The organism is Mesorhizobium sp. B2-4-17 (assembly GCF_006441275.1).
Lineage (GTDB): Bacteria > Pseudomonadota > Alphaproteobacteria > Rhizobiales > Rhizobiaceae > Mesorhizobium.
On sequence record NZ_VFUX01000012.1, the window covers coordinates 84871 to 109948 of the forward strand.

At 64.1% G+C, this 25078-nt stretch carries 20 protein-coding genes, 1 pseudogene and 1 riboswitch; of the genes and pseudogenes, 12 read left to right on the forward strand and 9 right to left on the reverse strand.

Annotation, left to right across the window (positions count from 1 at the left end; genetic code table 11):
- Nucleotide 1 precedes the first annotated feature (1 nt).
- Nucleotides 2–661 carry a thiamine diphosphokinase gene (locus FJ548_RS11700; RefSeq protein WP_140777937.1) on the reverse strand — a complete coding sequence of 220 codons (660 nt, stop codon included), beginning with the start codon at nt 659–661 and terminating at the stop codon, nt 2–4.
- 87 nt (nt 662–748) lie between these two features.
- Nucleotides 749–863: riboswitch (TPP riboswitch) on the forward strand.
- Nucleotides 864–906: 43 nt separating this feature from the next.
- Between FJ548_RS11700 and thiB the strand changes: the two genes are divergently transcribed.
- The 4 genes from thiB (at nt 907) to FJ548_RS11720 (ending at nt 6279) form a co-directional block, all read left to right on the forward strand.
- Entirely contained in the window at nt 907–1905 is a 999-nt protein-coding gene (gene thiB / locus FJ548_RS11705) for a thiamine ABC transporter substrate binding subunit (protein ID WP_140777938.1), read from the forward strand.
- A gap of 247 nt (nt 1906–2152) precedes the next feature.
- The gene (gene thiP / locus FJ548_RS11710; protein ID WP_140777939.1) at nt 2153–3775 is read left to right on the forward strand and encodes a thiamine/thiamine pyrophosphate ABC transporter permease; all 1623 of its coding nucleotides are present in this window, start codon (nt 2153–2155) and stop codon (nt 3773–3775) included.
- Entirely contained in the window at nt 3768–4550 is a 783-nt protein-coding gene (gene thiQ, locus FJ548_RS11715; protein WP_140777940.1) for a thiamine ABC transporter ATP-binding protein, read from the forward strand. The genes thiP and thiQ overlap by 8 nt, the downstream gene beginning before the upstream one ends.
- A 322-nt stretch (nt 4551–4872) precedes the next feature.
- A complete protein-coding gene (locus FJ548_RS11720) occupies nt 4873–6279 on the forward strand; it encodes a M48 family metalloprotease (protein ID WP_226890428.1) in 1407 nt (468 codons plus the stop codon).
- Nucleotides 6280–6370: 91 nt separating this feature from the next.
- Here FJ548_RS11720 and FJ548_RS11725 read toward each other — a convergent pair whose 3' ends face one another.
- Nucleotides 6371–7234, reverse strand: a complete 864-nt coding sequence (locus FJ548_RS11725) for an RNA polymerase factor sigma-32 (protein WP_140694934.1) — start codon at nt 7232–7234, stop codon at nt 6371–6373.
- A gap of 317 nt (nt 7235–7551) precedes the next feature.
- Here FJ548_RS11725 and FJ548_RS11730 point away from each other — a divergent pair, with 317 nt between their 5' ends.
- From FJ548_RS11730 to FJ548_RS11745, 3 genes are all read left to right on the forward strand, one after another.
- Nucleotides 7552–8325 (forward strand): amino acid ABC transporter substrate-binding protein, encoded by a 774-nt coding sequence (locus FJ548_RS11730; protein ID WP_140760922.1) that lies wholly within the window; start codon nt 7552–7554, stop codon nt 8323–8325.
- A 337-nt stretch (nt 8326–8662) separates the two neighbouring features.
- On the forward strand, nt 8663–9343 hold the full coding sequence (locus tag FJ548_RS11740) for an amino acid ABC transporter permease (protein ID WP_140608243.1): 681 nt from the start codon (nt 8663–8665) through the stop codon (nt 9341–9343).
- Entirely contained in the window at nt 9340–10113 is a 774-nt protein-coding gene (locus tag FJ548_RS11745; RefSeq protein ID WP_140777942.1) for an amino acid ABC transporter ATP-binding protein, read from the forward strand. The genes FJ548_RS11740 and FJ548_RS11745 overlap by 4 nt, the downstream gene beginning before the upstream one ends.
- 93 nt (nt 10114–10206) lie before the next feature.
- On the opposite strand, the gene FJ548_RS11750 is transcribed toward FJ548_RS11745, so the two are convergent.
- The 6 genes from FJ548_RS11750 to FJ548_RS11775 all read right to left on the reverse strand — a co-directional run bounded on the left by FJ548_RS11750 (nt 10207) and on the right by FJ548_RS11775 (nt 18417).
- The gene (locus tag FJ548_RS11750; protein WP_140608237.1) at nt 10207–10788 is read right to left on the reverse strand and encodes a CarD family transcriptional regulator; all 582 of its coding nucleotides are present in this window, start codon (nt 10786–10788) and stop codon (nt 10207–10209) included.
- A 370-nt stretch (nt 10789–11158) separates the two neighbouring features.
- Entirely contained in the window at nt 11159–11497 is a 339-nt protein-coding gene (fdxA, locus tag FJ548_RS11755) for a ferredoxin FdxA (RefSeq protein WP_140608235.1), read from the reverse strand.
- A 235-nt stretch (nt 11498–11732) separates the two neighbouring features.
- Nucleotides 11733–12119 carry an RNA-binding S4 domain-containing protein gene (locus FJ548_RS11760; protein WP_140777943.1) on the reverse strand — a complete coding sequence of 129 codons (387 nt, stop codon included), beginning with the start codon at nt 12117–12119 and terminating at the stop codon, nt 11733–11735.
- 13 nt (nt 12120–12132) lie between these two features.
- Nucleotides 12133–15612, reverse strand: a complete 3480-nt coding sequence (locus tag FJ548_RS11765) for a helicase-related protein (protein WP_140777944.1) — start codon at nt 15610–15612, stop codon at nt 12133–12135.
- A 707-nt stretch (nt 15613–16319) separates the two neighbouring features.
- Nucleotides 16320–17045 (reverse strand): acetoacetyl-CoA reductase, encoded by a 726-nt coding sequence (phbB, locus tag FJ548_RS11770; RefSeq protein ID WP_140694949.1) that lies wholly within the window; start codon nt 17043–17045, stop codon nt 16320–16322.
- Between the two features lie 193 nt (nt 17046–17238).
- A complete protein-coding gene (locus FJ548_RS11775) occupies nt 17239–18417 on the reverse strand; it encodes an acetyl-CoA C-acetyltransferase (RefSeq protein WP_140777945.1) in 1179 nt (392 codons plus the stop codon).
- Between FJ548_RS11775 and FJ548_RS11780 the strand changes: the two genes are divergently transcribed.
- Together FJ548_RS11780 and phaR are read left to right on the forward strand one after the other, a co-directional pair.
- Nucleotides 18404–18631, forward strand: coding sequence for a hypothetical protein (locus FJ548_RS11780; RefSeq protein WP_140777946.1), 228 nt, complete (start codon nt 18404–18406; stop codon nt 18629–18631). The two genes, FJ548_RS11775 and FJ548_RS11780, sit on opposite strands and share 14 nt — an antisense overlap.
- Before the next feature lie 81 nt (nt 18632–18712).
- Nucleotides 18713–19321, forward strand: coding sequence for a polyhydroxyalkanoate synthesis repressor PhaR (phaR, locus tag FJ548_RS11785; RefSeq protein ID WP_140608223.1), 609 nt, complete (start codon nt 18713–18715; stop codon nt 19319–19321).
- Between the two features lie 18 nt (nt 19322–19339).
- On the opposite strand, the gene FJ548_RS11790 is transcribed toward phaR, so the two are convergent.
- Nucleotides 19340–20482 (reverse strand): citrate/2-methylcitrate synthase, encoded by a 1143-nt coding sequence (locus FJ548_RS11790; RefSeq protein WP_140777947.1) that lies wholly within the window; start codon nt 20480–20482, stop codon nt 19340–19342.
- Between the two features lie 93 nt (nt 20483–20575).
- Between FJ548_RS11790 and FJ548_RS11795 the strand changes: the two are divergent.
- From FJ548_RS11795 to FJ548_RS11805, 3 genes and pseudogenes are all read left to right on the forward strand, one after another.
- Nucleotides 20576–21592, forward strand: a pseudogene (locus FJ548_RS11795) (citrate synthase/methylcitrate synthase); the annotation flags it as partial.
- A gap of 279 nt (nt 21593–21871) precedes the next feature.
- Nucleotides 21872–23002 carry a patatin-like phospholipase family protein gene (locus FJ548_RS11800; RefSeq protein ID WP_140608404.1) on the forward strand — a complete coding sequence of 377 codons (1131 nt, stop codon included), beginning with the start codon at nt 21872–21874 and terminating at the stop codon, nt 23000–23002.
- An 891-nt stretch (nt 23003–23893) separates the two neighbouring features.
- The gene (locus FJ548_RS11805) at nt 23894–25066 is read left to right on the forward strand and encodes an efflux RND transporter periplasmic adaptor subunit (protein ID WP_140694961.1); all 1173 of its coding nucleotides are present in this window, start codon (nt 23894–23896) and stop codon (nt 25064–25066) included.
- Nucleotides 25067–25078 lie beyond the last annotated feature (12 nt).

Sequence of the window (25078 nt, forward strand, 5' to 3'; positions counted from 1 at the left end):
GTCAGCTTTCGGGCAAGGGATAGGGATGGGCGAGCAGCAGCGCTCGGCCGCGGCCGAGCGTGATTTCGAGGCGGCCCCCGGTCTTGTTGAGCTTGACCTCGTTGGAGATGGTCAGTGATGATCCGAAAGCGACTTCGACCTGGTTGAGCGGCCATTTGGCGCCGGTGACGGTCAGGCCAGCCAGTTCGGAAAAGCCAAGAATCGAAAACAGCGTGCCGTCGGCATAGTCGAAACCAGCCGTTGCGTTCAGCAACGGGATGCCTTCCTGTGCGCCGCTGGTCAGCAATACGTCCGTTCCTGCCTCGGCAAGGCGCAGGCCGAGCGCGAGATGCAGGAACGCGTGATCGGCGCGTTTGCCGCCGAAGGCGCCGGCCAGCACAAGGCGCGTTGCCCCGCGCTCGAGGGCCGCCGCGATCGCGAGTTCGCCGTCGGTCTTGTCCTTCTCCGCCGGGAAGGTTTGGCGGGTCACAGCGGCGAGGTTGGCGGGCAGATCGGCCGGAACCGAATCGAAGTCGCCTACCCACAGTTCCGGCACAACGCCCAGCATCCGTGCATGGCCGATGCCGGCGTCGGCGGCGATGACGCGCGAGCCTTCGACCTGTCGGTCGAGCCGGGGCGTGCGGATGAGATCGCCGCCAAGCAGGATGGTGAATGTGCTCATATCCCGTCGCCCTTACCAGCCCGGCACGGGAAACGGAAGGCGGCAAACTCCCACTTGCGCGGTTCGGCGGCCAGGCCTATGTGTCGAAATGCTCTAACGGGGTGCCGGCTGCGATGTTCGCGGACCGGCTGAGAGGCAGTCTCGCCAACCCGCTGAACCTGATCCGGTTTGTACCGGCGGAGGGATTAGACGTTTCGGACAGTCCGACGCCTCAATTCCTTGTCACGTGAACGAAGGAGGCGCCGATGCGCACGCTTTTATATTCTCTTTGCACAGCAATGGTCGTGGTGCTGTCCGGCCCGGCCGTGGCCAAGGACAAGCTCACCGTCTACACCTATGAGAGCTTCACAGCCGACTGGGGTCCTGGCCCAGTGGTGAAGAAGGAATTCGAGGCCGAATGCGGCTGCGATGTCGAATTCGTCTCGGTCGCCGACGGCGTGGCCCTGCTCAACCGCGTCAAGCTCGAAGGGGCATCCACCAAGGCCGATATCGTGCTCGGCCTCGACACCAATCTCACCGCCGATGCCAAGGCTTCGGGCCTGTTCGCGCCACATGGCGCGGTGAACGGCATCAATGTGCCTGGCGGCTGGAGCGACGATACTTTTGTCCCGTTCGACTACGGCTATTTTGCTGTCGTCTATGACACGCAGAAGCTCAAGACGCCGCCCAAGAGCCTGAAGGAGCTGGTCGAAGGCAGCGCCGACGACAAGATCGTCATCCAGGATCCGCGTACCTCGACGCCCGGGCTCGGCCTGCTGTTGTGGGTGAAGTCGGTCTATGGCGACAAGGCGCCGGAAGCCTGGGCCAAGCTCAGGACGAAGGTGCTGACCGTGACGCCGGGCTGGAGCGAAGCCTATGGCCTGTTCACCAAGGGCGAGGCGCCAATGGTGCTGTCCTACACCACCTCGCCGGCCTACCACATGGTCGCCGAGAAGACCGAGCGCTACCAGGCGGCGTCGTTCGAGGAAGGCGAATACCTGCAGATCGAGGTCGCCGGCGTCACCACGACGGGAGCCAAGAACCCGCTGGCGCAAAAGTTCATGGCCTTCATGACCGGGCCGAAGTTCCAGGACGCCATCCCGGAGACCAACTGGATGTTTCCGGCAGGCAGGACCGACAAGCCGCTCAACCCGGCCTTCGACAAGCTGGTCAAGCCGACCAAGACCTTGCTGTTCAGCCCCGAGGAGGTCGCCGCCAACCGCAAGGCCTGGGTGGATGAATGGCTGGCGGTGATGAGCAAGTAGTTTGAGGCAAACCGATCGAAGATGACCGCTCTACGGCGCCCCCCTCTGTCCTGCCGGACATCTCCCCCACTTGGGGGGAGATTGGCTGTCATCGGCGATTTCGCCAATCAACACCGCTGCAGGCATGAGCGAGGCGCGGAAACTGCCAGTCTCCCCCCAAGTGGGGGAGATGTCCGGCAGGACAGAGGGGTGCGCGAAGGATCGCAATTCTTTGTAAGTGTCGCGATCCTGAAACTGGCGGTCCAGCGTGCAACGCGCGTCTTCTGATCCCCGCGTCACCGCCGGCGTCGTCGCGCTTACGGCAATCGCCCTTTTGATCGGTGGCGCATTCGCCGGCCTGCTCGTCGAAGGCGCCGGTGACCTTTCGGGCGCCTGGGCAGCCTTCGATCCCTATCTGCTGCGCGTCGTGCGCTTCACGCTGTGGCAGGCAGGCCTCTCGACGCTTCTTTCGGTCGTCCCGGCATTGTTCGTGGCGCGGGCGCTGTCGCGGCATCCGCGCTTCTTTGGCCGCGCCTTCATCCTGCAGCTCTTCGCCGTGCCGCTGGCGCTGCCGGCGATCGTGGCGGCGCTCGGCATCCTGGCGCTCTACGGCCGCGCCGGCTATTTCGCCGGCCTGTTCAGCATGGCGGACGGCCAGGGCTGGCCAGGCATCTACGGGCTGTCAGGCATTCTCGTCGCCCATGTCTTCTTCAATCTGCCGCTCGGCGTGCGGCTGTTCCTCGAAGCGCTGCAGACCATACAGGCCGACCAATGGCGGCTGGCGAGCCAGCTCGGCATGGGCGCGCGGCCGGCATTCCGGCTGATCGAATGGCCGACGCTGCGCGCCGCCTTGCCCGGTGTCGCCGGGTTGGTGTTCATGCTCTGCATCACATCCTTCACCATCGTGCTGACGCTTGGCGGCGGGCCGGCGGCGACGACGCTGGAGGTCGGCATCTATCAGGCGTTGCGCTTCGATTTCGATCCCGCGCGAGCCGTTGCACTGACATTGCTGCAGATCGGCTTGACCTTCATCATCGTGCTGGCGCTCACGCGGCTCGGCGCCAATGTCGTCGGCGACACCAACCTGCCGGTCGCGCCGCGCCGCTATCTCTCGGTCAAGGCCACCGAGGCGTGGCTGAATGGAGTGCTCATCGTGCTGGCGCTGCTGTTCGTTGTCGGGCCAATGGCGGCCACTGTGGTCGCCGGACTTGGCGCCGATCTCGGCCGGCTGGCCGGCGAGGCCACTGTCCGGAAGGCGACACTGACCAGTGCCACGCTGGCCTTCCTGGCTGCACTGCTTTCGGTGATGCTGTCGCTGGCCCTGACCATGGCGCGCCGGGCGCTGGCGCTGGACCACAGCGCCGGCTCAAGAACAGTGCTCGAACATGCAACTGACACCGGCGCGGGGTTTGTCCTGGTCGTGCCGCCGATCGTCATCGGCGCCGGCTGGTTTCTGCTGCTGCGCCATGCCGGCGATGTCTTCGCAATCGCCCCGGCCATGGTCGTCACCGTCAATGCGGTTATGGCGATGCCTTTCGCGCTGCGCGCCGTCCGCCCTGCCTATGATGCGGGGAGCGAACGTCACGAACGGCTCTGCGCGCAACTTGGGATTTCCGGCTGGACCAGGCTGCGGCTGATCGACTGGCCATCGCTGCGGCGTCCGCTCGCCACCGCCTTTGCCTTCGCCATGGCGCTGTCGCTCGGCGATCTCGGGGTCATCGCGCTATTCGGCAGTGATTCCGTGCAGACCTTGCCCTACCTTCTCCTGGCGCGCATGGGCAGCTATCGTACCGAGGATGCCGCCGGCCTAGCGCTGCTGCTCGGCCTCGTCTGCCTGGCTCTGGTCATGACGGCCCACTGGATGGGCAGGGAGAAGAACCGGGATGCCTGACGGAGCGGCCAGCAGGCTTGAACGAGGCGCTTCGGTGCGGCTGGACAAGGTATCGTTCAGCTATGGCGAAGCGACGCTCGTCTTCGATGTCGATTTCGCCGCGACAAAGATCACCGCCATTATGGGACCGAGCGGCTCGGGAAAGTCGACGCTGCTCAACCTGGTCGCCGGGTTCGAGACACCACAGTCCGGCCGGGTGCTGATCGGCGGGACGGATGTCAGCGCCCAGCCGCCCTCGGCTCGGCCGGTGTCGATGGTGTTCCAGGAGAACAATCTCTTTGCTCATCTCTCGGTCGAGCAGAATGTCGGGCTCGGCCGCTCGCCGTCGCTGCGGCTGACCGAGGCCGACCGCACTGATATCGCGGAGGCGCTTCTACGCACCGGCCTTGCCGGCAAGGAGAAGCGGTTGCCGCGCGAACTTTCCGGTGGCGAACGGCAGCGCGTTGCCCTGGCGCGCGTGCTGGTGCGCGATCGCCCGGTGCTGCTGCTCGACGAGCCGTTCGCTTCGCTCGGGCCGGCCTTGCGCGACGACATGCTCGACCTGGTTGCCGGGGTTCATGCCGAGCGCGGCATGACGGTGCTGTTCGTGACGCACCAGCCGCAGGATGCCCGCCGTATCGGCCAGAATGTGGTGTTTCTGGACAATGGCGCCGTTGTGGCGACCGGTAAGGCGGACGATTTCTTTGCCGGGGCTGGTCCGGACGCATTCCGACGCTATATCGGTTCAGGTGCTGGGGATGCCGTATCACAAGATATTGCCCGGAAGCGGACATAATTTACGGTCAAACCAGCTCAGGGCGATGGGGCGCTTGCTTGCCATGGTCAAAGTAGTGTGGCTAGGTCCGCCCTACTGGTCCGGCACACGCCGTGATTTGCCTACACCATCCGCCGCGCGCCTCGAGGGACGCGTGACGGATGGTGTAGCAGTTTGTTTTTTGCGCATGACACGTTCCGAAGATCGCCTCCGATTTTCGTGGTCATGCGCCGGGACCTGAAAGGAAGCCGTTCTGGCGATCGGCGTTGACAGACCAAGAAGGAATCCGCTGGTGCGCTTTCTGGCGCTGGCCGGCTTTGCCGTGGCCTTGGCAAGCTGCCAGATGTTCACGCCTCCGGAAGTCCAGGAATCCGGCTTCCAACCATCCGACAAGCCGATCACGGTCGACAATGTCGCCGCCAACAACAAGCTTGCCGAACTGGCCAAGGCACAGCATCCGCGCATCCTAGCGACCTATGGCGGCGAATATTCCGATCCCAAGCTCGAGCGCATGGTCGCCAAGGTCGTAGGCAATCTGACCGTGGTGTCGGCGAACCCGACCCAGACCTATCGCATCACCATCCTCAATTCGCCCAATGTCAACGCCTTCGCGTTGCCGGGCGGCTATCTCTACGTCACACGCGGCCTGCTGGCGCTGGCTAATGATTCGTCCGAGCTCGCCGCTGTCATCGCCCATGAGATGGGCCACGTCACAGCCAATCACGGCTTGCAACGCCAGCAGCTGGAGGCCGAGGAAGGCCTGGCGACAAAGGTGGTCTCGGATGTGCTTGGCGATAGCCCGACCGCCAAGGCGGCACTCATCCGTGGCAAGCTCCGGCTGGCGCAGTTCTCGCGCAACCAGGAGCTGGAAGCAGACGCCATCGGCATCAAGTCGATCGGCGAGGCCGGCTATGACCCTTACGCCGCCGGCCGATTCCTGCAGTCGATGTCTGCCTACACCGATTTCCGCTCGATCAGCGGTGCCACCGACGCCAGTCTGGATTTCCTGGCCACGCATCCCAACACGCCGCAGCGCATCGACCTGGCGCAGCGCCACGCCCGTCAGTTCGGCGCGCCGGGTGTGGGCACGCGCGACCGCGATTCCTTCCTCGCCGGCATAGACGGCCTGCTCTATGGCGACACGCCGGAGGAAGGCTATGTGCGGGGCGAGACCTTCCTGCATCCGGGCCTCGGCGTGTCGTTCACGGTGCCGGATGGGTTCATCATCGACAATTCGGCGGCGGCGGTGACGGCGACCGGACCAGGCGACATAGCGATCCGCTTCGATGGCGTTTCGATCGACAAGAACCGCTCCTTGACTGACTACATCAGAAGTGGCTGGGTGGCTGGCCTCGACGACAGCACCGTCAAGCAGGAAACGATCAACGGCAATGACGCCGCGACCGCGCATGCCGGCGCGCAAGGCTGGCAGTTCGACATCGCGGTGATCCGTGCCGGCGGCCAGGTCTATCGGCTGCTGACAGCGGCCCCCTCGGCCAGCACTTCGCTGGATTCGGTGGCGCGGTCGGTCAGCGGGTCGTTCCGGACCCTGAGTGCCGCGGAAAAGGCGGCGCTCAAGCCGCTGCATATCCGCGTGCTCACCGTGCAGCCCGGACAGACCATGGGCTCGCTTGCCGCGCAAATGGTGGGCGTCGATCGCAAGCTCGACCTGTTCCGGGTGCTCAATGCGTTGTCACCGGGGGCCGCGGTCTCGGCCGGTGACAAGGTCAAGATTGTCACCGACAAGTAGCCCGTTGTTGCCGGGATATTAGAGCGGTTCAGCGTTTGGTTTCTACCCAGTTCCGAACGGAAAACCGCTACGCGCTTTTCCTTGAATTGCTTTAGGCTGCTGTCGCCAGAAATTCTGGATTCTGCTTCACCAGCGCGACTTTGAGCTTTTCCATGGCGCGCGCCTCGATCTGGCGGACGCGTTCCTTGGAGATGCCGAGGGTCTCGCCGAGTGCCTCGAGCGTCGCGCCCTCGTCGGTCAGTCGCCTTTCCTCGATGATGCGCAGTTCGCGGGCGTTGAGGGCGGCGAGAGCGGCTTTCAGCCAGAGCGAGCGGCGCGCGACGTCGATCTTGTCGCCGACGATCTCGTCGGGCAGCGGGTCGTCCGAGACCAGGAAATCCATCCGTTCGGTGGCGCCTGAATCATCGGCAAGCGGCACGTTGAGCGAGGAATCCGGCGCCGACAGCCGCGAATCCATCATCGCCACATCAGCTTCGGAAACGCCGAGCGCCACCGATACTTCGCGATAGAGGGTTTCGTTGGAAAGCGGCTCGGCGCCGTTTGCCAGACGGGCACGCAAGCGCCTGAGATTGAAGAACAGCGCCTTTTGCGCCGAACTCGTGCCGCCACGCACGATCGACCAATTGCGCAGGATGTAGTCCTGCATCGAGGCGCGAATCCACCAGGTCGCATAGGTCGAAAACCGCACCTCCCGTTCCGGCTCGAAGCGGGCGGCGGCTTCCAGCAGGCCGACATGCCCTTCCTGGATCAAATCGCCGAGTGGCAGGCCGTAATGGCGGAATTTGGAGGCCATGGAAATGACCAGCCGCATATGGGCCACGGTTATGCAGTGCAACGCGTTCTGGTCGTTGTCCTCCTTCCAGAGCAAGGCCAGCCGATGCTCTTCGTCCCGTTCGAGGTAGGGAGCCTTCATTGCCGCGCGGACCATTATCCGTCCTGCCGTGTCTTCCATCATGAGGCGCTCCCTGGCTCAGGCGATGCGAATGACGTCTGCTTGGAGACACCGGGTTGAAATCACGGCGTCGTGCCCTACAACAGCCAAAACTGCCACGCGCGAGAAAGGTTCCGCTGGCGCGGGCAGCGAAGCTATCCTGCGCGCGCGATTTCAGCACAGTTGCCCTTTTGAATGCGCGAAGAAATCCATTTTGGAGAATATGGTTTCGGAAATTCGTTATTTTTGAAATTAGATTCCTTATTCTTTCTGCTGACATCTGGCATTTTCCAGCCCTCACAACATGCCTGACATCAGGCCAAGGATGGGATCACAGAAAAATGAAATGGCTCAAGTCGCTTATCGTCGCCGGAACGCTGCAGGCCCTGGCCGTCGCATCGGGCCATGCCGGTGCCAATCTCGACCAGATCAAGCAGGCTGGCGTCATCAAGGTCGGGACGGAAGGCACTTACGCGCCCTTCACCTATCATGATGCGTCCGGCGCGCTGGTCGGCTTCGACGTCGAAATCGCCAAGGCGATCGGGGAAAAGCTCGGGGTCAAGGTCGAGTTCCTCGAAGGCAAGTGGGACGGGCTGATCGCCGGTCTCGACGTCAAGCGCTACGACGCCGTCATCAACGAGGTCGGCATTACCGATGCACGCAAGGCCAAGTACGATTTCTCCGATCCCTACATCGCCTCCAAGGCGGTGCTGATCGTGCGCGGCGACAATACCGACATCAAGACCTTCGCCGACCTCAAGGGCAAGAAGTCGGCGCAGTCGCTGACCTCCAATTTCGGCAAGCTGGCCGAGGCGAATGGCGCAGAGCTTGTCGGCACCGATGGCTTCGACCAGTCGATCCAGCTGCTTCTGACCGGCCGTGCCGACGCCACCATCAACGACAGCCTGTCCTTCCTCGACTTCAAGAAGCACAAGCCCGACGCCAATGTGAAGATCGCAGCGCAAGAGGAAAACGCCGATTATTCCGGCGTCATCGTGCGCAAGGGCGATCCCGAGCTGGTCGCGGCCATCAATAAGGCGCTGGCCGACATCAAGGCCGACGGCACCTATCAGAAGATCGCCGACACCTATTTCGGCCAGGACGTTTCGAAGTAAATCACGCAGCGGGGCCGGTTCGGTCCCGCAACCCATCCAGCGCGGCGGGCCGTCTTTGACGGCTCGCCGCTTTTGTCGTGGTATGGCGCCTGCATTCGCACTTCGGTCACACTGCCTCGTCTAAAGCGCGTCGCGTCGAAACGGATTCATGCGACGCGCTTCAGGTCTTTGTCTATATGCATGTCGGTCCCCCAAACCTGGGGTCACCTTTGGGCGACACAGCGGTTCAGCGTTTGATAGAATCGGTGATCCGCTCTAACTCTTTGTTTCTACGCAATTCCGGACGGAAAGCCGCCACGCACTTTTCCTGGAATTGCTCTGGTCTGGAGGGTCTTTCGTGCTGCACTGGCTGCAACTGATGCTGGAGTCGCTGCCTTCGCTGCTCTGGGCTGCCCTGATCTTCACCGTGCCGCTGACGCTGCTGTCTTTCGTCCTTGGCCTGACCGTCGGCCTCGGCGCGGCACTCGGCCGGCTGTTCGGGCCAAGGCCGTTGGTCGCGCTGGTGCGCTTCTATGTCTGGATCTTCCGCGGCACGCCGCTTCTGGTGCAGCTGTTCCTGATCTTCTATGGCCTGCCGTCGGTCGGCATCCTGCTCGACGCCTTCACGGCGGCACTGATCGGCTTCACGCTCAATATCGGCGCTTATACGTCGGAAATCATCCGCGCGGCCATCGGCTCGGTGCCGAAGGGCCAGTGGGAGGCCGCCTATTCGATCGGCATGACCTGGAGCCAGGCGATGCGGCGCACCATCCTGCCGCAAGCAGGCCGCGTCGCGGTGCCGCCGCTCTCCAACACCTTCATCTCGCTGGTCAAGGATACCTCGCTGGCCGCCGCCATCACCGTGCCGGAGATGTTCCAGGCGGCGCAGCGCATCGTCGCCACCACCTATGAGCCGCTGATCCTCTATGTCGAGGCGGCGATCCTCTATCTGGCGATGAGTTCGGTGCTGTCTGCCCTGCAGACGCGGCTGGAAGAACGGCTCAACCGCTATGGCGGCTTCCTGGAGGCACGCTCATGATCAGCCTCACCGACATAGAAAAGCGCTTCGGCGACAATCTGGTGCTGAAGGGGGTAACGGTCGCCATCGCCGAAGGCAGCGTTACCGCGCTTGTCGGCCCGTCGGGCGGCGGCAAGAGCACGCTCTTGCGCTGCATCAACCTTCTGGAGATCCCGACATCGGGCACGGTGCGGATCGGCGACGAGTCTCTCGCGTTCCGTCCGGGCGTCAAGGTGCCGGCCGCGGACATAAGACGCCTGCGCCTGCAGACCGGCATGGTGTTCCAGAATTTTCAGTTGTTTCCGCACCGCACCGCAATGGAGAATGTCATGGAAGGACTGGTGACGGTGCTCAAATGGTCGCCCGAGAGGGCCCGCGAGCGAGCGCTCGCCCTGCTGGAAAAAGTCGGGATGGCGCACAAGGCCGATGCCTGGCCGGCGACGCTGTCAGGCGGCCAGCAGCAGCGGGTGGCGATCGCCCGGGCGCTGGCCCCGTCGCCGAAAGTGCTGCTGTGCGACGAGCCGACCTCGGCGCTCGACCCGGAACTGGCGCAGGAGGTGGTCGATGTGCTCGGCCAGCTTGCCAGCGAAGGCACGACCATGGTGATGGCGACGCATGATTTGCGCTTGGCTTCCAAGATCGCGCGGGAAGTGGTTTTCCTCGACGCCGGTGTTGTGGTCGAAAAGGGGCCGGCGGCTGTACTGTTCGGCAATCCGGAGCGTGAGCGGACCAAGCGGTTCATCGCCACGCTGAAGCAGGAGGCGGAGAGGGAAGGCGGAGGCGAGGGTTAGGCGAGAGATTTCCGCAGATCAGACGCCCTCTGACGCCCCGCAACAAAAAACCCGGCGCGAGGCCGGGTTTTTCGAATTCAAAGGCGAAAAGGCTCAGGCAGCTTCTTCCTGCTCGGCTTCCTCATTGTCGGCCTTGGCGCCGCGCTTAGGGCCCTTGTTGAGATTGACCTCGATCAGGCGGACGGCTTCGGTTTCCGACATGCGGTTGACAGCCGCGATCTCGCGGGCCATGCGGTCGAGCGCCGCCTCGTAGAGCTGGCGTTCGGAATAGGACTGCTCCGGCTGGTTGTCGGCGCGATAGAGGTCGCGCACGACTTCCGAGATCGAGATCAGGTCGCCCGAGTTGATCTTGGCATCGTATTCCTGGGCGCGGCGCGACCACATGGTGCGCTTGACGCGGGCGCGGCCCTGCACGACCTTCAGCGCGCGCTCGACATAATCCTCTTCCGACAGCTTGCGCATGCCGATGGAGGTCGCCTTGGCGACCGGCACCTTCAGGCGCATCTTGTCCTTCTGGAAGTCGATGACGAACAGTTCCAGCTTGTGCCCGGCCACTTCCTGCTCGTCGATCGAGATGATCTGGCCGACGCCGTGCGCCGGATAGACGATGTACTCGCCGGTCTTGAAACCGTGACGTGCTCCAGTGGGCTTTTTCTGCGGGGTGATCGTTGCCATTACGCCCTGAACTCCTTGTTGTGGAACCGGCGTCCTGCCGGCCCGAACTGGTGTGACCGGGAAATCCCGATCATTAGCCGCACAACAGATGAACCCACCGGAAAGGCTGGGACCGGCAAACCGCACGATTGCGACCGCCTGGCCCAGATCGCTCTGGTCCGGATTGGGATTTTCACCTTTCAGTGATTTGGGGCGTCTGCGCCATAAATCGACGTTGTGTCACCGGCATGGTTCGCTGATGTAACACAAAAAGTCGGAAGAATCAAGGTTTTGCTACGCAAGCGAAGCCCACAGATCACCGCCGCCTGTCAAGGCGGTTCATGTGCCGTGCCTCTTACGCAGCGTCATACCAGTCTGAACAGTAGCGCTGTCAGTCGCCTTCGCCAGGTTCGGCGGAGAAATATTTCTCGAACTTGCCGGCCTCGCCGTCGAAGGTCTTGGCGTCGACCGGCGGTTCCTTCTTGGCGGTGATGTTAGGCCATTTCTCGGCATATTCGGTGTTGATCTGCAGCCATTTGTCGAGACCGGGCTCGGTGTCGGGCTTGATCGCGTCGGCGGGGCATTCCGGCTCGCAGACCCCGCAGTCGATACACTCGTCGGGATGAATGACGAGCATGTTCTCGCCTTCGTAGAAACAGTCGACCGGACAGACCTCGATGCAATCCATGTATTTGCATTTGATGCAATTGTCGGTCACGACATAGGTCATCGGTCGGCTCCGGAACGTCCCAGCTTTATTGGGCTTTTTCCGTCACGTAACGCCTTTGCCCGCCGCTTGCAAGGGCGGCCATACCCGCTTGGGCCGGGGTTTTCGGAATGAAATTCCAGACTGCGGAGCACAGCAGGGGGCGGTGACGTCTCGCGGAGCGTCTGTTTGCCGGGTTCCGTTCCGTCCTGCGTCCGTCGCGCCCGAAAACCGCCAACCGCGCTCCCGGCGGCAAGCCTCAATCCTCGCCAAGCAAGCGGTCGGTCTGGCGGCGCTCTCTTTTGGTCGGACGGCCGCTACCGGCCTCGCGCAGCGCCGGAATCGCATCCGGAAGCGCCTCGCCCTTCGGTGCGGGCGGTGGCGACATGTCCTCATAGAGGGTGCGGGCCTCTTCTGCCGGGCCGCGCCGCACACCCGCGCCGAGCACCCTCCAGACGAAAATGCGCTGGTCGAGCGTGATGGTCAGCACATCGCCGGGCTTGACCAGATCGGAGGCCTGCGCTGCTTTGTCGCGATTGATCCGCACGCGGCCGGCGACGACCAGCTTGGCCGCCAGCGAGCGCGATTTTACCACGCGCGAGAAGAACAGCCATTTGTCGATGCGCTGGCGACCTTCAGCAACCATCGCGGCGCCGAGCTTATTTCTTCAGTTGGTCGCGCAAGGCGGCGAGCTTGGCGAAGGGCGAGTCCGGATCGAAGCGGACCGGACGCTCCTCGCGCGGCTTCGGCTGGAAGGCGGGCTTGCCGCCCCTGTTCCCGTCGGCACCGCTCTTGCCTTCCGGCCTGCCGCCCTTCCAGTCCGGTCGGCCCTCGCGGCGGTCGGGACGCTCGCCCTGCGGACGGCTGTCACGGCGCTGTTCGCCTTCGCCCTGCGGCTTGGGCTTGAACTTGGAACGATCGAAGCGCGGCTTGCCGGCGCCGTCACGCCGCCCTTCATGGGCAGGGCGCTCGCCAGGTGCGCCTGGTGTCTGTGCGGCGGCACTCGCCGGTGCATCGCGCCGGCCCCGCGCCTGCCCATTTTGCGGGCGATTGCCGCGGCCCTCACGATGACGCGGGCGCTGGTCGAAGCGAGCCTGCCGCCACAGCAGGATCGGCTTGGGCGCTTCGGCTTCCGGCGCGGCCTCGGCGGTCTCACCCTCCCCCTCTTGGGGAGGGTCGGCGCGCAGCGCCGGGGTGGGGACAGCGCCAGCGCTTTCAGCACTGCCGGCATCGTCGGCGCTGTCACCCCCGCCCGCGTCGCTTCGCGCCGCGACCTCCCCCATCGAGGGGGAGGTAAGGGCGTCGGCGCTTTCGGCGGCGGCAACAGGCTGGTTTTCTACGATCTCCGCAGATTCTGCCTGTGCGGACTCGGCAGGCAACACAACCACGGCCTCGGCTGTCGGAGCTTCTTCGTGCGTTGCCTCAACTGGTGCGGCCACGGGCTCTTCCGCGGCGGGTTCGGCCTCGACGGTATCGGCGGCAGGGGTTTCGGATGCCGGACCCACAGCGATCGCCATATCAGACGCAGGTTCCGAACCTTCGACGGACGCTTCCGCTGCAACATCTATAGCCGCGTCTTCCGCCGCCTTTGCGCGGGCGGCTTCCTCCGCCGCGAGCTTGGCGGCTGCGGCTTCCCGCGCTGCATTGTCCTGTGCCTCGATCCGTGCCTTGACTTCCGCCGCCGGCTTCGGCTCGGCACGATAGCCCAAACCCTTCAGGATCTCTTCCATGTCGTCGGCGGTGGCGCCGAGGATCGACATCATTGGCGGTGTCACCATGAAGGACTGGCCGTCATAGGCCCCATCCGGACGCTGGCCGAGGCCAGGCTTCCAGTTGGTCGCCGGGCGGATCAGGTCGGCCAGCCGCTCCAATATGTCGATGCGTACGGCGCGGCGGCCGAGATTGCGGTAGCCGGCGAGCTTGTAGAAGGCCTTGTCGAAGGCCGGGTCGATGACCACCGAGGTGCGGCCCGACGCCAGCGCGTGGACGACGTCGCCAAAGCCGGGCTTGTCCTTACCGTCATTCTTCAGCGCCCACAGCAGCGTCACCAGCCCGGCGGGTGCCGGCTTGATCAGCGCCGGAACGAAGACATGGTAGGCGCCGAAGCGCACGCCCAACCGGCGAAGGGCGGCTCGGCCCTCCTGGTCGAGGGACTTCATCTCCTCGGCGATGTCGCGGCGGTTGATGAGGCCGAAATTCTCGACCAGCTGGAAGGCAATGCCGCGGCCGATGCCGGAAATCTGGTCGGCATTCTTCAGATCGACCAGCGGCTTCAACAGCGACTCGATCTGGAAATTGACGAAACGTTCGGCACGCGCCGCGACCTTGTCGCGCGCCGGCCCGGTCAGCTGTTCGTCGGCCAAAAGCACGAGGCGCGGCCTCAGCGCATCCTCGCCGGAGACCAGTGTGCCGATCGGCGCGCCGATCCAGCGCAGCGTGCCGTCCGAGCCAAGCGCGAGGTCGCCATTGGCGCAGGCGCCGAAGCGTTCGGCACGCGCCTCGAACTCGGCGGCCAGCGCCTTCTGGGCGGCCGTGCGCACGGCCTTGGCGTCTTCGCCGCCGGCGCTCTGGTCGGCGGTGAAGCGGAACCCTTGCAACTCGCCGACATGGTGGCCTTCGACGAGGACGGTTCCGGTAGGACTAATTTCGGCTTCAGGCATGGTATTTTCTCTAAGGCGCCGCATGAGGACGGAAGTCCTGCGGTCTACGAAGCGTTTCGTCAACCGCTCATGCAGCGCATCCGACAATCTGTCTTCGATTTCACGCGCCTTTTCCTGCCAGTGTGCCTGATCGGCCAGCCAGCCGGGCCGGTTCGACACGAATGTCCAGGTGCGGATCTGGGCAATGCGGTGCGACAGCGTGTCGATGTCGCCCTCGGTGGTGTCGGCGCGGCGCACCTGCTCGGCCATGTAATTCTCGTCGACATGGCCATGCCGGGCGAGGTCCATGTAGATCGACGCAATGAGGTCGGCATGCTGGGCCGGGGCGATCTTTCGGTAATCGGGAAGCGCGCAGGCCTCCCACAGCAGCGCCACGCGTTTGGCGTCTGTGGCTAGCGCGCGGATGTCCCCGTCGCGCGACAGATATTCTAGCGCCTGGGCATCCACCGCCGGCAGCGCGCGCGTCAACCCTTCGACTGGCGCGTTGGTCTCGATCGAGCGCTTCAGCGCATCGAGGCTGGCAAAGTCGAAATGCGCGGTGCGCCACTGCAGCACCTTCACCGGATCGAAATCATGGCTCTCGATCTTGTTGACCAGCTCCTCGTCAAGCGGATCGACCTGGCCGGTGACGCCAAAAGTGCCGTCGCGCAGATGCCGGCCGGCGCGCCCGGCGATCTGGCCGAGTTCGGCCGCTGTCAGGTTGCGATACTGGTAGCCGTCGAATTTGCGGTTCTGGGCGAAGGCGACGTGGTCGAGATCGAGGTTGAGGCCCATGCCGATGGCATCGGTGGCGACGAGATAGTCGACATCGCCGGACTGGAACAGCGCCACCTGGGCATTGCGGGTACGGGGCGAGAGCGCTCCGAGCACAACGGCCGCACCGCCCTGCTGGCGCCGGATCAACTCGGCGATGGCATAGACCTCGTCGGCGGAGAAGGCGACGATGGCGGTGCGCCGGGGCAGGCGGGTCAGCTTCTTGGAGCCGGCATAGGCCAGATGCGACAGCCGTGGGCGTGTCACCACCGAGACGCCCTTCAGCAGGCGCTGGAGGATACCGTGCATGGTGGCCGCGCCGAGGAGCAGCGTTTCTTGGCGGCCGCGCAAATGCAGGATGCGGTCGGTGAAGATGTGGCCGCGCTCGAGATCACCGGCGAGCTGCACCTCGTCGATGGCGACGAAGGCAGCGTCGGTCTCGCGCGGCATGGCTTCGACGGTGCAGACCGAGTATTTGGCGCCTGGCGGCTGGATCTTCTCCTCGCCGGTGACCAGCGCGACCTTGTGGGCGCCAACTTTTTCGCAGACGCGGCTGTAGACCTCGCGCGCCAGCAGCCTGAGCGGTAGGCCGATGACGCCGGTTTCGTGCGCCACCATGCGCTCGATGGCGAGATGGGTCTTGCCGGTGTTGGTCGGCCCAAGCACGGCGGTCACGTCGCGGCCTGACAGGATCAGCGGCTGGGTGTGTTTCGGCTGGATGTTCATCGGCTCGGAAATAGGGCTTTCTGGCCTCTCATTGTCGGGAGCGTGCCCTGGACGGCGCGTATGACAGGCGACACATAGGGATTTCGAGCGCGAAGCGAAAGCGGAATGTTCCGCCGGCGGCTCGAAGGTGTCTGTGTGAAACTCCCGGTCGGTCGCTGATTAACGGATGGAACGAGTCTGGAACGAATCAGCGACGAATCGCTGACTCTTCCAGATTCAGCTTTTGTTCACGGCTACATATGGATTTTGTGACCATGAGTCTCACCACATGCTGAATCGTCGAACTGGCCCATTTTATGCAAGGCGAGCTTTGCCGTTAACCTTTGCCAGGAAACGAACAAAGCGGTGCGACACGCTTCGCTCAAGATCGTGAAATTGTTAATCTTTCTGAACCTGGCATTAAGGAACCGCAGGCGATTCCGGCCCTATTAACATTAACTTCCGCTCAAACCCGGAACGAATCGGCGACAAACCGGCGCCAGCGGTATTTTCCCTTTTTGTTCCGCTAATATCGGTGTTGTGAACAGCTTATCCACCGGGAATCCACAGGCTTGGCCACCGGTTTCGCACCGAGGGTCCCCCCCGCCATTAAGCTTGCGGACTGGGGATTGCGCTGCGGCGAAGACAGGCCTCAGCGTCAATTCGCAAACGGACCGGTTTCCCGATCCGTTTGTCGCCAGTGCGAGGCCGTTGGCCTCTGCGACGTGTCAGACGAAATACTGGCCGCCGTTTGCGGTGAGGGTCGAGCCGGTGATGAAACCGGCCTCTTCCGAAGCGAGGAAGACGACGCAGCGCGCGATCTCTTCCGGTTCGCCGAGGCGGCCGACGGGGATCTGCGGCAGGATGCGCTCGTTGAGCACCTTCTCGTCGATCGCCTTGACCATTTCGGTGGCGATGTAGCCGGGGCAGATGACGTTGACGGTGATGCCAGCGCGAGCCCCTTCCTGCGCCAGCGCCTTGGAGAAACCAATGTCGCCGGCCTTGGCGGCAGAATAATTGACCTGACCGGCCTGGCCCTTCTGGCCGTTGATCGAGGAGATGGTGATGACGCGGCCGAACTTGCGGTCGCGCATGCCGCCCCACAGCGGGTGCGTCATGTTGAAGACACCAGACAAATTGGTGTCGATCACCTCTTTCCACTGCTCACGCGTGATCTTGTGGAACATGGCGTCGCGGGTGATGCCGGCATTGTTGACCAGCACCGAGACCGGGCCGAGGTCGGCCTCGACTTTTTTGATGCCGGCGGCGCAACCGTCATAGTCGGCAACCGACCATTTGTAGACCGGAATGCCGGTCTCGGCCTTGAATTTCGCCGCCGCGTCGTCGTTGCCGGCGTAGTTCGCGGCGACCGAATAGCCGGCGGTCTTCAAAGCGATCGAGATCGCCGCACCGATGCCGCGCGACCCACCCGTGACGATTGCAACCTTGGTCATGCTTTTCCCCTTTTTGGATATCGCCCTGTTGGCGGGCTTGGCAGGCACTGGATATGGAACGGGCGGCTAAAGCGCGTCGCCTGAAGTAAATTCAGGCGCTGCGCTTAGCTCTTTTTCTTGATGCATGTCGGCCTCCCAAAACCGCTGCGCACTTTTGGGCGACGTGCATTGACGCCGCCCGTTCGTTGATTTATCAGAGCGCTTCCAAGCACATGGCGACGCCCATGCCGCCGCCGATGCACAGGGTGGCAAGACCCTTCTTGGCGCCTCTGCGGCGCATCTCGTAAACCAGGGTGTTGAAGATGCGGGCGCCCGAGGCGCCGATCGGATGGCCGATGGCGATAGCGCCGCCATTGACGTTGACGATCGAGGGATCCCAGCCCATGTCCTTGTTGACGGCGCAGGCCTGCGCCGCGAAAGCCTCATTGGCCTCGACAAGGTCAAGATCACCAACCGACCAGCCGGCCTTTTCCAGGGCCTTGCGCGAGGCGGGAATGGGTCCGGTGCCCATGATCGCCGGATCGACGCCAGCGGTTGCCCAGGACGCGATGCGCGCCAGCGGAGTGATGCCGCGCTTGACGGCTTCCGCTTCGCTCATCAGCAGCGCGCCGGCCGCACCGTCATTGATGCCGGATGCGTTGGCGGCGGTCACGGTGCCGTCCTTGTCGAAGGCCGGCTTCAGCTTGGTCATGGCGTCGAGCGTCGCGCCGTGGCGAATGTATTCGTCCTGGTCGACGACGGTGTCGCCCTTCCTGCCCTTGATGGTGAAGGCGACGATCTCGTCCTTGAACTTGCCGGCCTTCTGCGCGGCCTCGGCCTTGTTCTGCGAGGCCAACGCGAACTGGTCCTGATCGTCGCGGGTGATCTGGAACTGGCGGGCGACGTTTTCGGCGGTGTTGCCCATGTGATAGCCGTTGAAGGCATCCCACAGCCCGTCCTTGATCATGGTGTCGATCATCTTGTAGTCACCCATCTTGACGCCGGCGCGCAGGTGCTCGGCGTGCGGCGACAGCGACATCGATTCCTGGCCGCCGGCGATGATCACCCTGGCGTCGCCGGCGGCGATCTGCTGCATGCCGAGCGCAATGGCGCGCAGGCCCGAGCCGCACACCTGGTTGAGGCCCCAGGCGGTGGTCTCCTTGGGCAGGCCGGCGATGATCGAGGCCTGCCGGGCCGGGTTCTGCCCCTGAGCGGCGGTCAGCACCTGACCGAGGATGACCTCGTCGACCTCGGCCGCTTCGACGCCGGCACGCGACAGCAATTCCTTGATGACGATGGCGCCCAGTTCATGGGCGGGCGTGGCGGCGAAAGCGCCGTTGAAGGAACCGACGGCCGTGCGCGCGGCACTGGCAATGACGATGGAATCGGACATTTTGTTCTCCAGACCTCAAGCTGATGTTCTGTCGTTGAGGACTTTTCTTGCCCTTTCCCAATCTCAAGTCAAACCGGAAATCGGCATGGCGCCCATGCGTCGCAAGCAGGGCGCGCGCCGCCGCGCCGCTGGCCTGGCCGCTGCTGCGCAGCATATTTTGCCCGCTATGCAGCATTATGTGATCCCGCACTGCACAAACTGCTTGGAATTATGAGGCTTTTGCGCATATCCTCAAAAAGGGCGCAATCGTTACCGGCTGCTTACTCAGGCGCGCCGGTGTCCGGGGAGGATGCAGATGGCCGCGAAAGACGATCCGATCATTATCAAGAAATACGCCAATCGCCGCCTCTACAATACGGGGACGAGCACGTATGTGACGCTCGAGGATCTGGCCGAGATGGTCAAGAAGGGCGAGGAGTTCACCGTCCAGGACGCCAAGACCGGCGACGACATCACGCATCCGGTGCTGACCCAGATCATTTTCGAGCTGGAGAACAAGGAGGGGCAGAACATGCTGCCGATCCCGTTCCTGCGCCAGCTGATCGCTTTCTACGGCGACCAGATGCAGATGATCGTGCCGAGCTTCCTTGAACAGTCGATGATCGCCTTCTCCAAGGAGCAGGAGCGGTTCCGCGAGCAGATGAAGGGCGCCATCGGCAAATCGCCATTGGACGTGATGAAGATGGCGACGCCGATGAAGGCGCTGGAGGAACAGACGCGCCGCAACATGGAAATGTTCCAGAACGCAATGCGGCTGTTCACGCCATTTCCGCCGGCGGGCTCGGCACCGGCCGCGGCCCCCGCCGAACCGGCGAGGAAGGAAGCGCCGGAAAAACCCGACGATTTGCAGCAGCTGAAGGACCAGATCGCGGCCATGCAGCGCAAACTCGACACGATGTCGTAAGCGCATAGCGTCACGCGTTTACGGCAACAATCCCTCATAGCGGCCGCGCGGTCGGATGATGCTGCCGCTCACGATCTGTTCGACCATATGCGCGGCCCAGCCGACGCTGCGTGCGAGCGCGAACAGCTGAAACGGTGCATCGCGCGGCAAGCCGAGGCCGCGCGTCAGCACGGCCAGGGCAAAATCGATGTTCGGTCGGGCGCCGGTCGCGGCAATGGCGGCGCCTACCAGCGACCGCAATGTCTCATCGGTGTTGTCGATGGCCGCCAGCAGTGCCGTAGCTCGAGGGTCGCCCTCGGGATAGAGCTGGTGGCCGAACCCCGGCAGCGGCCGGTCATGGCCGAGCCAGCGCCGGATCGCGGCATCGGCGCCGTGTCGTGCCGCATCTTCCGCGAGTTGCATCACCGCCTCGCCGGCGCCGCCGTGGCGCGGGCCGGACAGTGTCGCCAGGCCCGCCAGCAGGCAAGCGGCGGGCGAGGCCCCCGTGGATGCCGCGACGCGGGTGGCAAAGGTCGATGCGTTGAGTTCGTGGTCGGCGAGCAGGACAAGGGCACGGCGGATCGCTTCCGCGCCGCCATCATCGACCGACCAGCCCCGCGCCAATCGCCGATGGACCGGATCCGGCCCCGCCGAGGCACCGAGGGCGCCGGCCAGCACGCCGATCGCGTGCGCGGCATCCGTGCACAGCGAGGCGGCGCTGCGTCCAAGCGAAGGCCGCCCTTGGCCGGCCAGCACGGCAAGCTGCGCAAAGGCCGGGGCTCGACCGAGCTGGCCTGACGCGTCTTGCGCCGGTGCTTCGAAACGGACCGGTTCAGGCAGGGCCCAAAGCAGGGCGGCGGTCTCTTCGAGCGTAGCATGGTCGGACAGCGCAACGGCGTCCCGGCCCCGATAGATGAGGTGACCGTGCCACACGGTGGAGATCGAGGTGACGACCGACGGCTCGCCCCAGGCGATGGCGCTTTCGGCGATGGCCGAGGGGCTGCGCCCGCGCGCCCGGCGGGTTGCCAGCGCTGCGATATCGTCGGCGCGATATTGGCTGCGGCGCGGATCGGCGCGGTCGGGGCGCATGCCGATGCGCCCGCGGCTGACATAGGCGTAGAGCGTCTGCGGTTTCACCCGAAGCCTTTCCAGCGCCTCTTCCCGCGACAACCATTCGGACATATCCAGCCCTGATATTGATTCTATTGATCAAGATTGATGCTTATGCCGCCCATCCTTATCTCCCATCGGGAAAAGCTTCAAGGAGACAAGGCCATGGCGAATGGGCTCGATGATGTGGTGGCGGCTGAAACCGTGCTGTCCGACGTGGATGGCCTGGGTGGCCGCCTGACGATCCGGGGTCATTCCCTGCCGGAACTCGCCGGGCGATGGAGCTATCCGCAGGTCGTGCATCTGCTGCTGGACGGGTTCTTCGACGATTTACCTGGTGACGCCGATCTGGCGGCGAGACTGGGCAAGGCGCGCATCGAGGTGTTCGACCGGCTCCTGCCTTCGCTGCCCCTGCTGGCCCCGCTTGATGTCTATAGCGCCATGCGCGCCGGCATGGCGCTGGTGCCGGATGGCGAGACGCTGGCGGATGCCTTGCTGCTGATCGCGGCACCCGCCGTGCTGACGCCAGCGCTCCTGCGTCTGGGACGCGGCGAGCAGCCGATCGCTCCAGACAGCAAGGCCGATCATGCCGCCGACATGCTGCGGATGCTGAGGGGTTCCGATCCTTCGCCTGATCTTGCCAAGGCGCTCGACACCTATCTGGTGACCGTCTGCGACCACGGCTTCAATGCGTCGACCTTCGCCACCCGCGTCGTCGCTTCGACATTGGCCGGCCTGACATCGTCGGTGCTGGCAGGCCTAGGCGCGCTGAAGGGGCCGCTGCATGGCGGCGCGCCCGGCCCGGTGATCGAGATGCTCGATGCCATCCAGGCGCATGGGGACGCGGCCGTCTGGCTGCGCGACGAGATCGCGCGTGGCGAGCGCATCATGGGCTTCGGCCATCGCATCTACCGCGTGCGCGATCCGCGCGCCGATGTGCTGAAGGCGGTCGTTCGCCAGCTTGGCGGAGAGGGCGAAACCGGCCGCCGGCTGGCCTTCGCGGAGACGGTCGAGCAAACGGCGCTCGAGGTGCTTCGGATCGCCAAGCCGCAGCGCTCGCTGCAGACCAATGTCGAGTTCTATACAGCGCTGGTGCTGGAAGCGGCGGGTTTCCCGCCGCGATCCTTCAGCAATGTCTTTGCCGCGGGGCGCGTGGCCGGCTGGGTCGCGCATGCGCGCGAGTAGCAGACGACCGGACGCCTGATCCGTCCGCAGTCACGCTATGTCGGCCCGGTGCCGGATCTCGTCGCCTAGGCTCCATGTCGGTTTCGAACAGAACGCCTCTTCGCGTTGAAGCGGAGGGGCTTTTCCGCATGGCTGAAAATTTCATGTGATCACGCGACCGTGTTCGTGTTCTTGCCTTGGTCCATCCTTATATGCTGCACTGCAACATAAACTGCCGGCAACCGCATCCTTCGACGACGTTGGGGCATGCTGGATCATCAGGATGACAGGGACGCCATGACGAAGAACGGCAAGGCGGAGGAAAAGAAGAAGATCAACATCGCCCTTCAGGGCGGCGGCTCGCACGGGGCCTTTTCCTGGGGTGTGCTCGACCGGCTGCTGGAGGATGGGCGGCTGGAGATCGCGGCTGTCTCCGGCACCAGCGCCGGCGCCATGAACGCGGTGGCGCTGGCCGATGGTTTTGTCAGAGGCGGGGTCGAGGGCGCGCGCAAGAAGCTTGACGATTTCTGGCGCGCGGTGGCGGCGAAGGGCCGCTTCAGCCCGGTGCAGCGCATGCCCTGGGATGTCGCCTGGGGCAACTGGTCGATCGAGAACACGCCCGGCTATGTCTTCTTCGACACCATGTCTCGAGTGTTCTCGCCCTATGTCGCCAATCCGCTCGGCCTCAATCCGCTGCGCGATGTGGTGGCGCGAGAGATCGATTTCGGCAATGTCCGCGCCTGCAAGTCGATCGAACTGTTCATCTCCGCCACCAATGTCGAGACAGGACAGTTGCGGGTATTCTCCGACGGCGAGATCGACCTCGACACGGTGATGGCCTCGGCCTGCCTGCCGCAACTGTTCCGCGCCGTGGAGATCAAGGGTGTGCCCTATTGGGATGGCGGCTATGGCGGCAATCCGGCGCTTTACCCGTTCTTCAAGACGGCGGCGACCGAGGACGTGCTTCTGGTGCAGATCAACCCTGTGGTGCGCGAGGGGACGCCCAAGAGCGCCAACGAGATCCAGAACCGAATCGACGAGATCACCTTCAATGCCGGGCTGCTGCGCGAATTCCGCTCGATCGCCTTCGTCAAGGAACTGATCGCCGCCGGCCGGCTGCCGCATGGCGAATATCGCGACATCCGCATGCACCGCATTGATGCCGATGAGGCGTTCAAGGACCTGTCGGCCTCGTCCAAGATCAACGCCGAATGGGCGTTCCTGACCTATCTGCGCGACCTCGGCCGCACCGCCGCCAGCGACTGGCTGGAGGAGAACTACGATGCCGTCGGCAAGCATGCAACGCTCGATCTCTCGGGCGAACTGGACGACGGTTTCAAGCCGGTGCGCGGCCCGGCGCCTGGTCGGCGGGTCAAGGAGTTTCTTGCCGCACGCAAGACCCCGGAAGCAGAACGCCGCCGGGCCTGAACCCATCAGCCGCCAAAGAGCGCGATAGCCGGGCCGCCGTCCGGCACTGCCCGGTTGTCGCGCGAGGGGTGCCGCATCGATCAGGACCATCGGCGAGTTTTTCCGGATCCGCGTAGCGTCCATGGACAATGGGCAAGTGACAACCAGCGCGTGTGATGATCACATCATCATGCTGACGCCTGCTGCCACCGACACGCCAATGCTGCCGCGCACCGTCACGCACTGCTGCCGGGAAATGATGAGCGGATCGGTCGACACCAGGCTTGCGAATGGCACGGAGTTTCCGCAGCCGCGCCGTGGTCAACGCCATGTCGCTGGCTTCGGGCCGCGGTGATCCGACACACCCCATTGCCGGGCGCGTTGACGTTCTTGATGGTAGGCTAAACGTTGACGGACGGCTTGGCGCAAATCCCAACTTGAGTGGCATGTCCCGCCATTTTTGCGAGCAATTCCAATTTGTTGGTTGGGATCGCCGTTGCCGAAATCTGATAGCGTTCGCCGATCGGAAATGATCCGGCCCGTCGACCGAAATCCACATCCCGATCAAAAGCCCGCGCAAGATGGCGACGGTTCCGCGGGAATGCGGTGCTGCCCCGTTGGCAATGACAGAGCGGTCATTCGGGGCAGGAGATGAGGGGCGGACCGTGAGCCGACTGTGTGTCGGCCGAGCAGGTATTTTAGCGGATCAAGAACAGTATCGCGGCGGTCACACCTTTGTCCGGCTACGCAATGCTGCTGCAACTTTCGCACTATATCGCGGTGCGACTTTGATGTAGAAAGCGCGCTCGCCGTTCACGGCAAATTGAACAGGGTCAGGCGCGCACCCATATCGGCGATGCGCCCGCGCTGCGGAGGCGCGGTGCTGGCCGAACCCGCAACGGAAAAATGACGATGCCGAGAATCAGGTTTCACAAGCTTGCAGCCATTGTTGTGCTCATTGGCTTCGCAGCCTGGATGGCGACAGGCGAGTTCTCGTCGGTCGGCAGCGTCGCGGCGAACAAGGCCAAGGCAGCCGAAGTCGAGCAGGGCAAGGCGCCGGACGCAGGCAAGCCGAAGACGGTAGCCGAGCCGAAGGCGCCGCTTCGCACGGTCGCCGTGGTGACGCCGCCGCGCAAGACTTATGCACGCGCCATCCGTATCTCCGGGCTAACCGAGGCCGACAAGCGCGCGGTGCTTGCAACGCGCGTCGCCGGCGTCATCGACAAGCTGCCGGTGAAGCAGGGCCAGCACGTCAAGACAGGCGATCTGGTGCTGATGCTGGCGGCGGAGGAGAAGATCTCGATGGTCGACAACGCCAAGCAGCTTGTGGCGCAGCGCAAGGCAGAGCTCGATGCCGCCGAGCGGCTGGCCAAGACCGGCAATTTGCCCAAGCTGCAGCTTGACACCGCTCGCTCGAACCTCACCCAGGCGCAGTCCCAGCTCGATACCGCGCAGGCCGAACTCGACCGCAACGAAGTCAAGGCGCCGTTCGACGGCGTCATCGACCGGGTGCCGGTGGAACTCGGCAGCTCCGTCATGCAGGGCGGCGAGGTGGCAACCATCCTCAAGCTTGATCCGATCATCGCCCGTGGCGAAATCAGCGAGCGCGATCTCGGCTACCTCAAGCTAGGTGACAAGGCCAGCGTGCGGCTGGTCAACGGCCAGACCGTCGAAGGCACCGTGCGCTACATCAGCCGCGATGCCTCGTCGGCGACCCGCACCTTCCGCGTCGAAATCGCCATCCCCAATGCCGATGGCAGCGTTCCCGCCGGCATGACCGCAGAGATCGGTCTCAGCGCCTTGCCGACCGACGCGATCATGCTGCCGCGTTCGGTAGTGACGCTCGGCGACAAGGGCGATCTGGGCATCCGCGCCGTGGGCAAGGACAACAAGGTGGCGTTCTTCCCGATCGACCTGGTCGACGACACGCCGACCGGGCTCGTGCTTGGCGGCATCCCGGCCGATGCGCGCATCATCGTTGCCGGTCAGGAACTGGTGAAGGAAGGCGATGAGGTCAATCCGGTCGAGGCAGACCAGGCGACCATCAACAAGCTGATTGGCGAAGCCACCGCCGGTACCCAGTAGCGCGACGTCAGC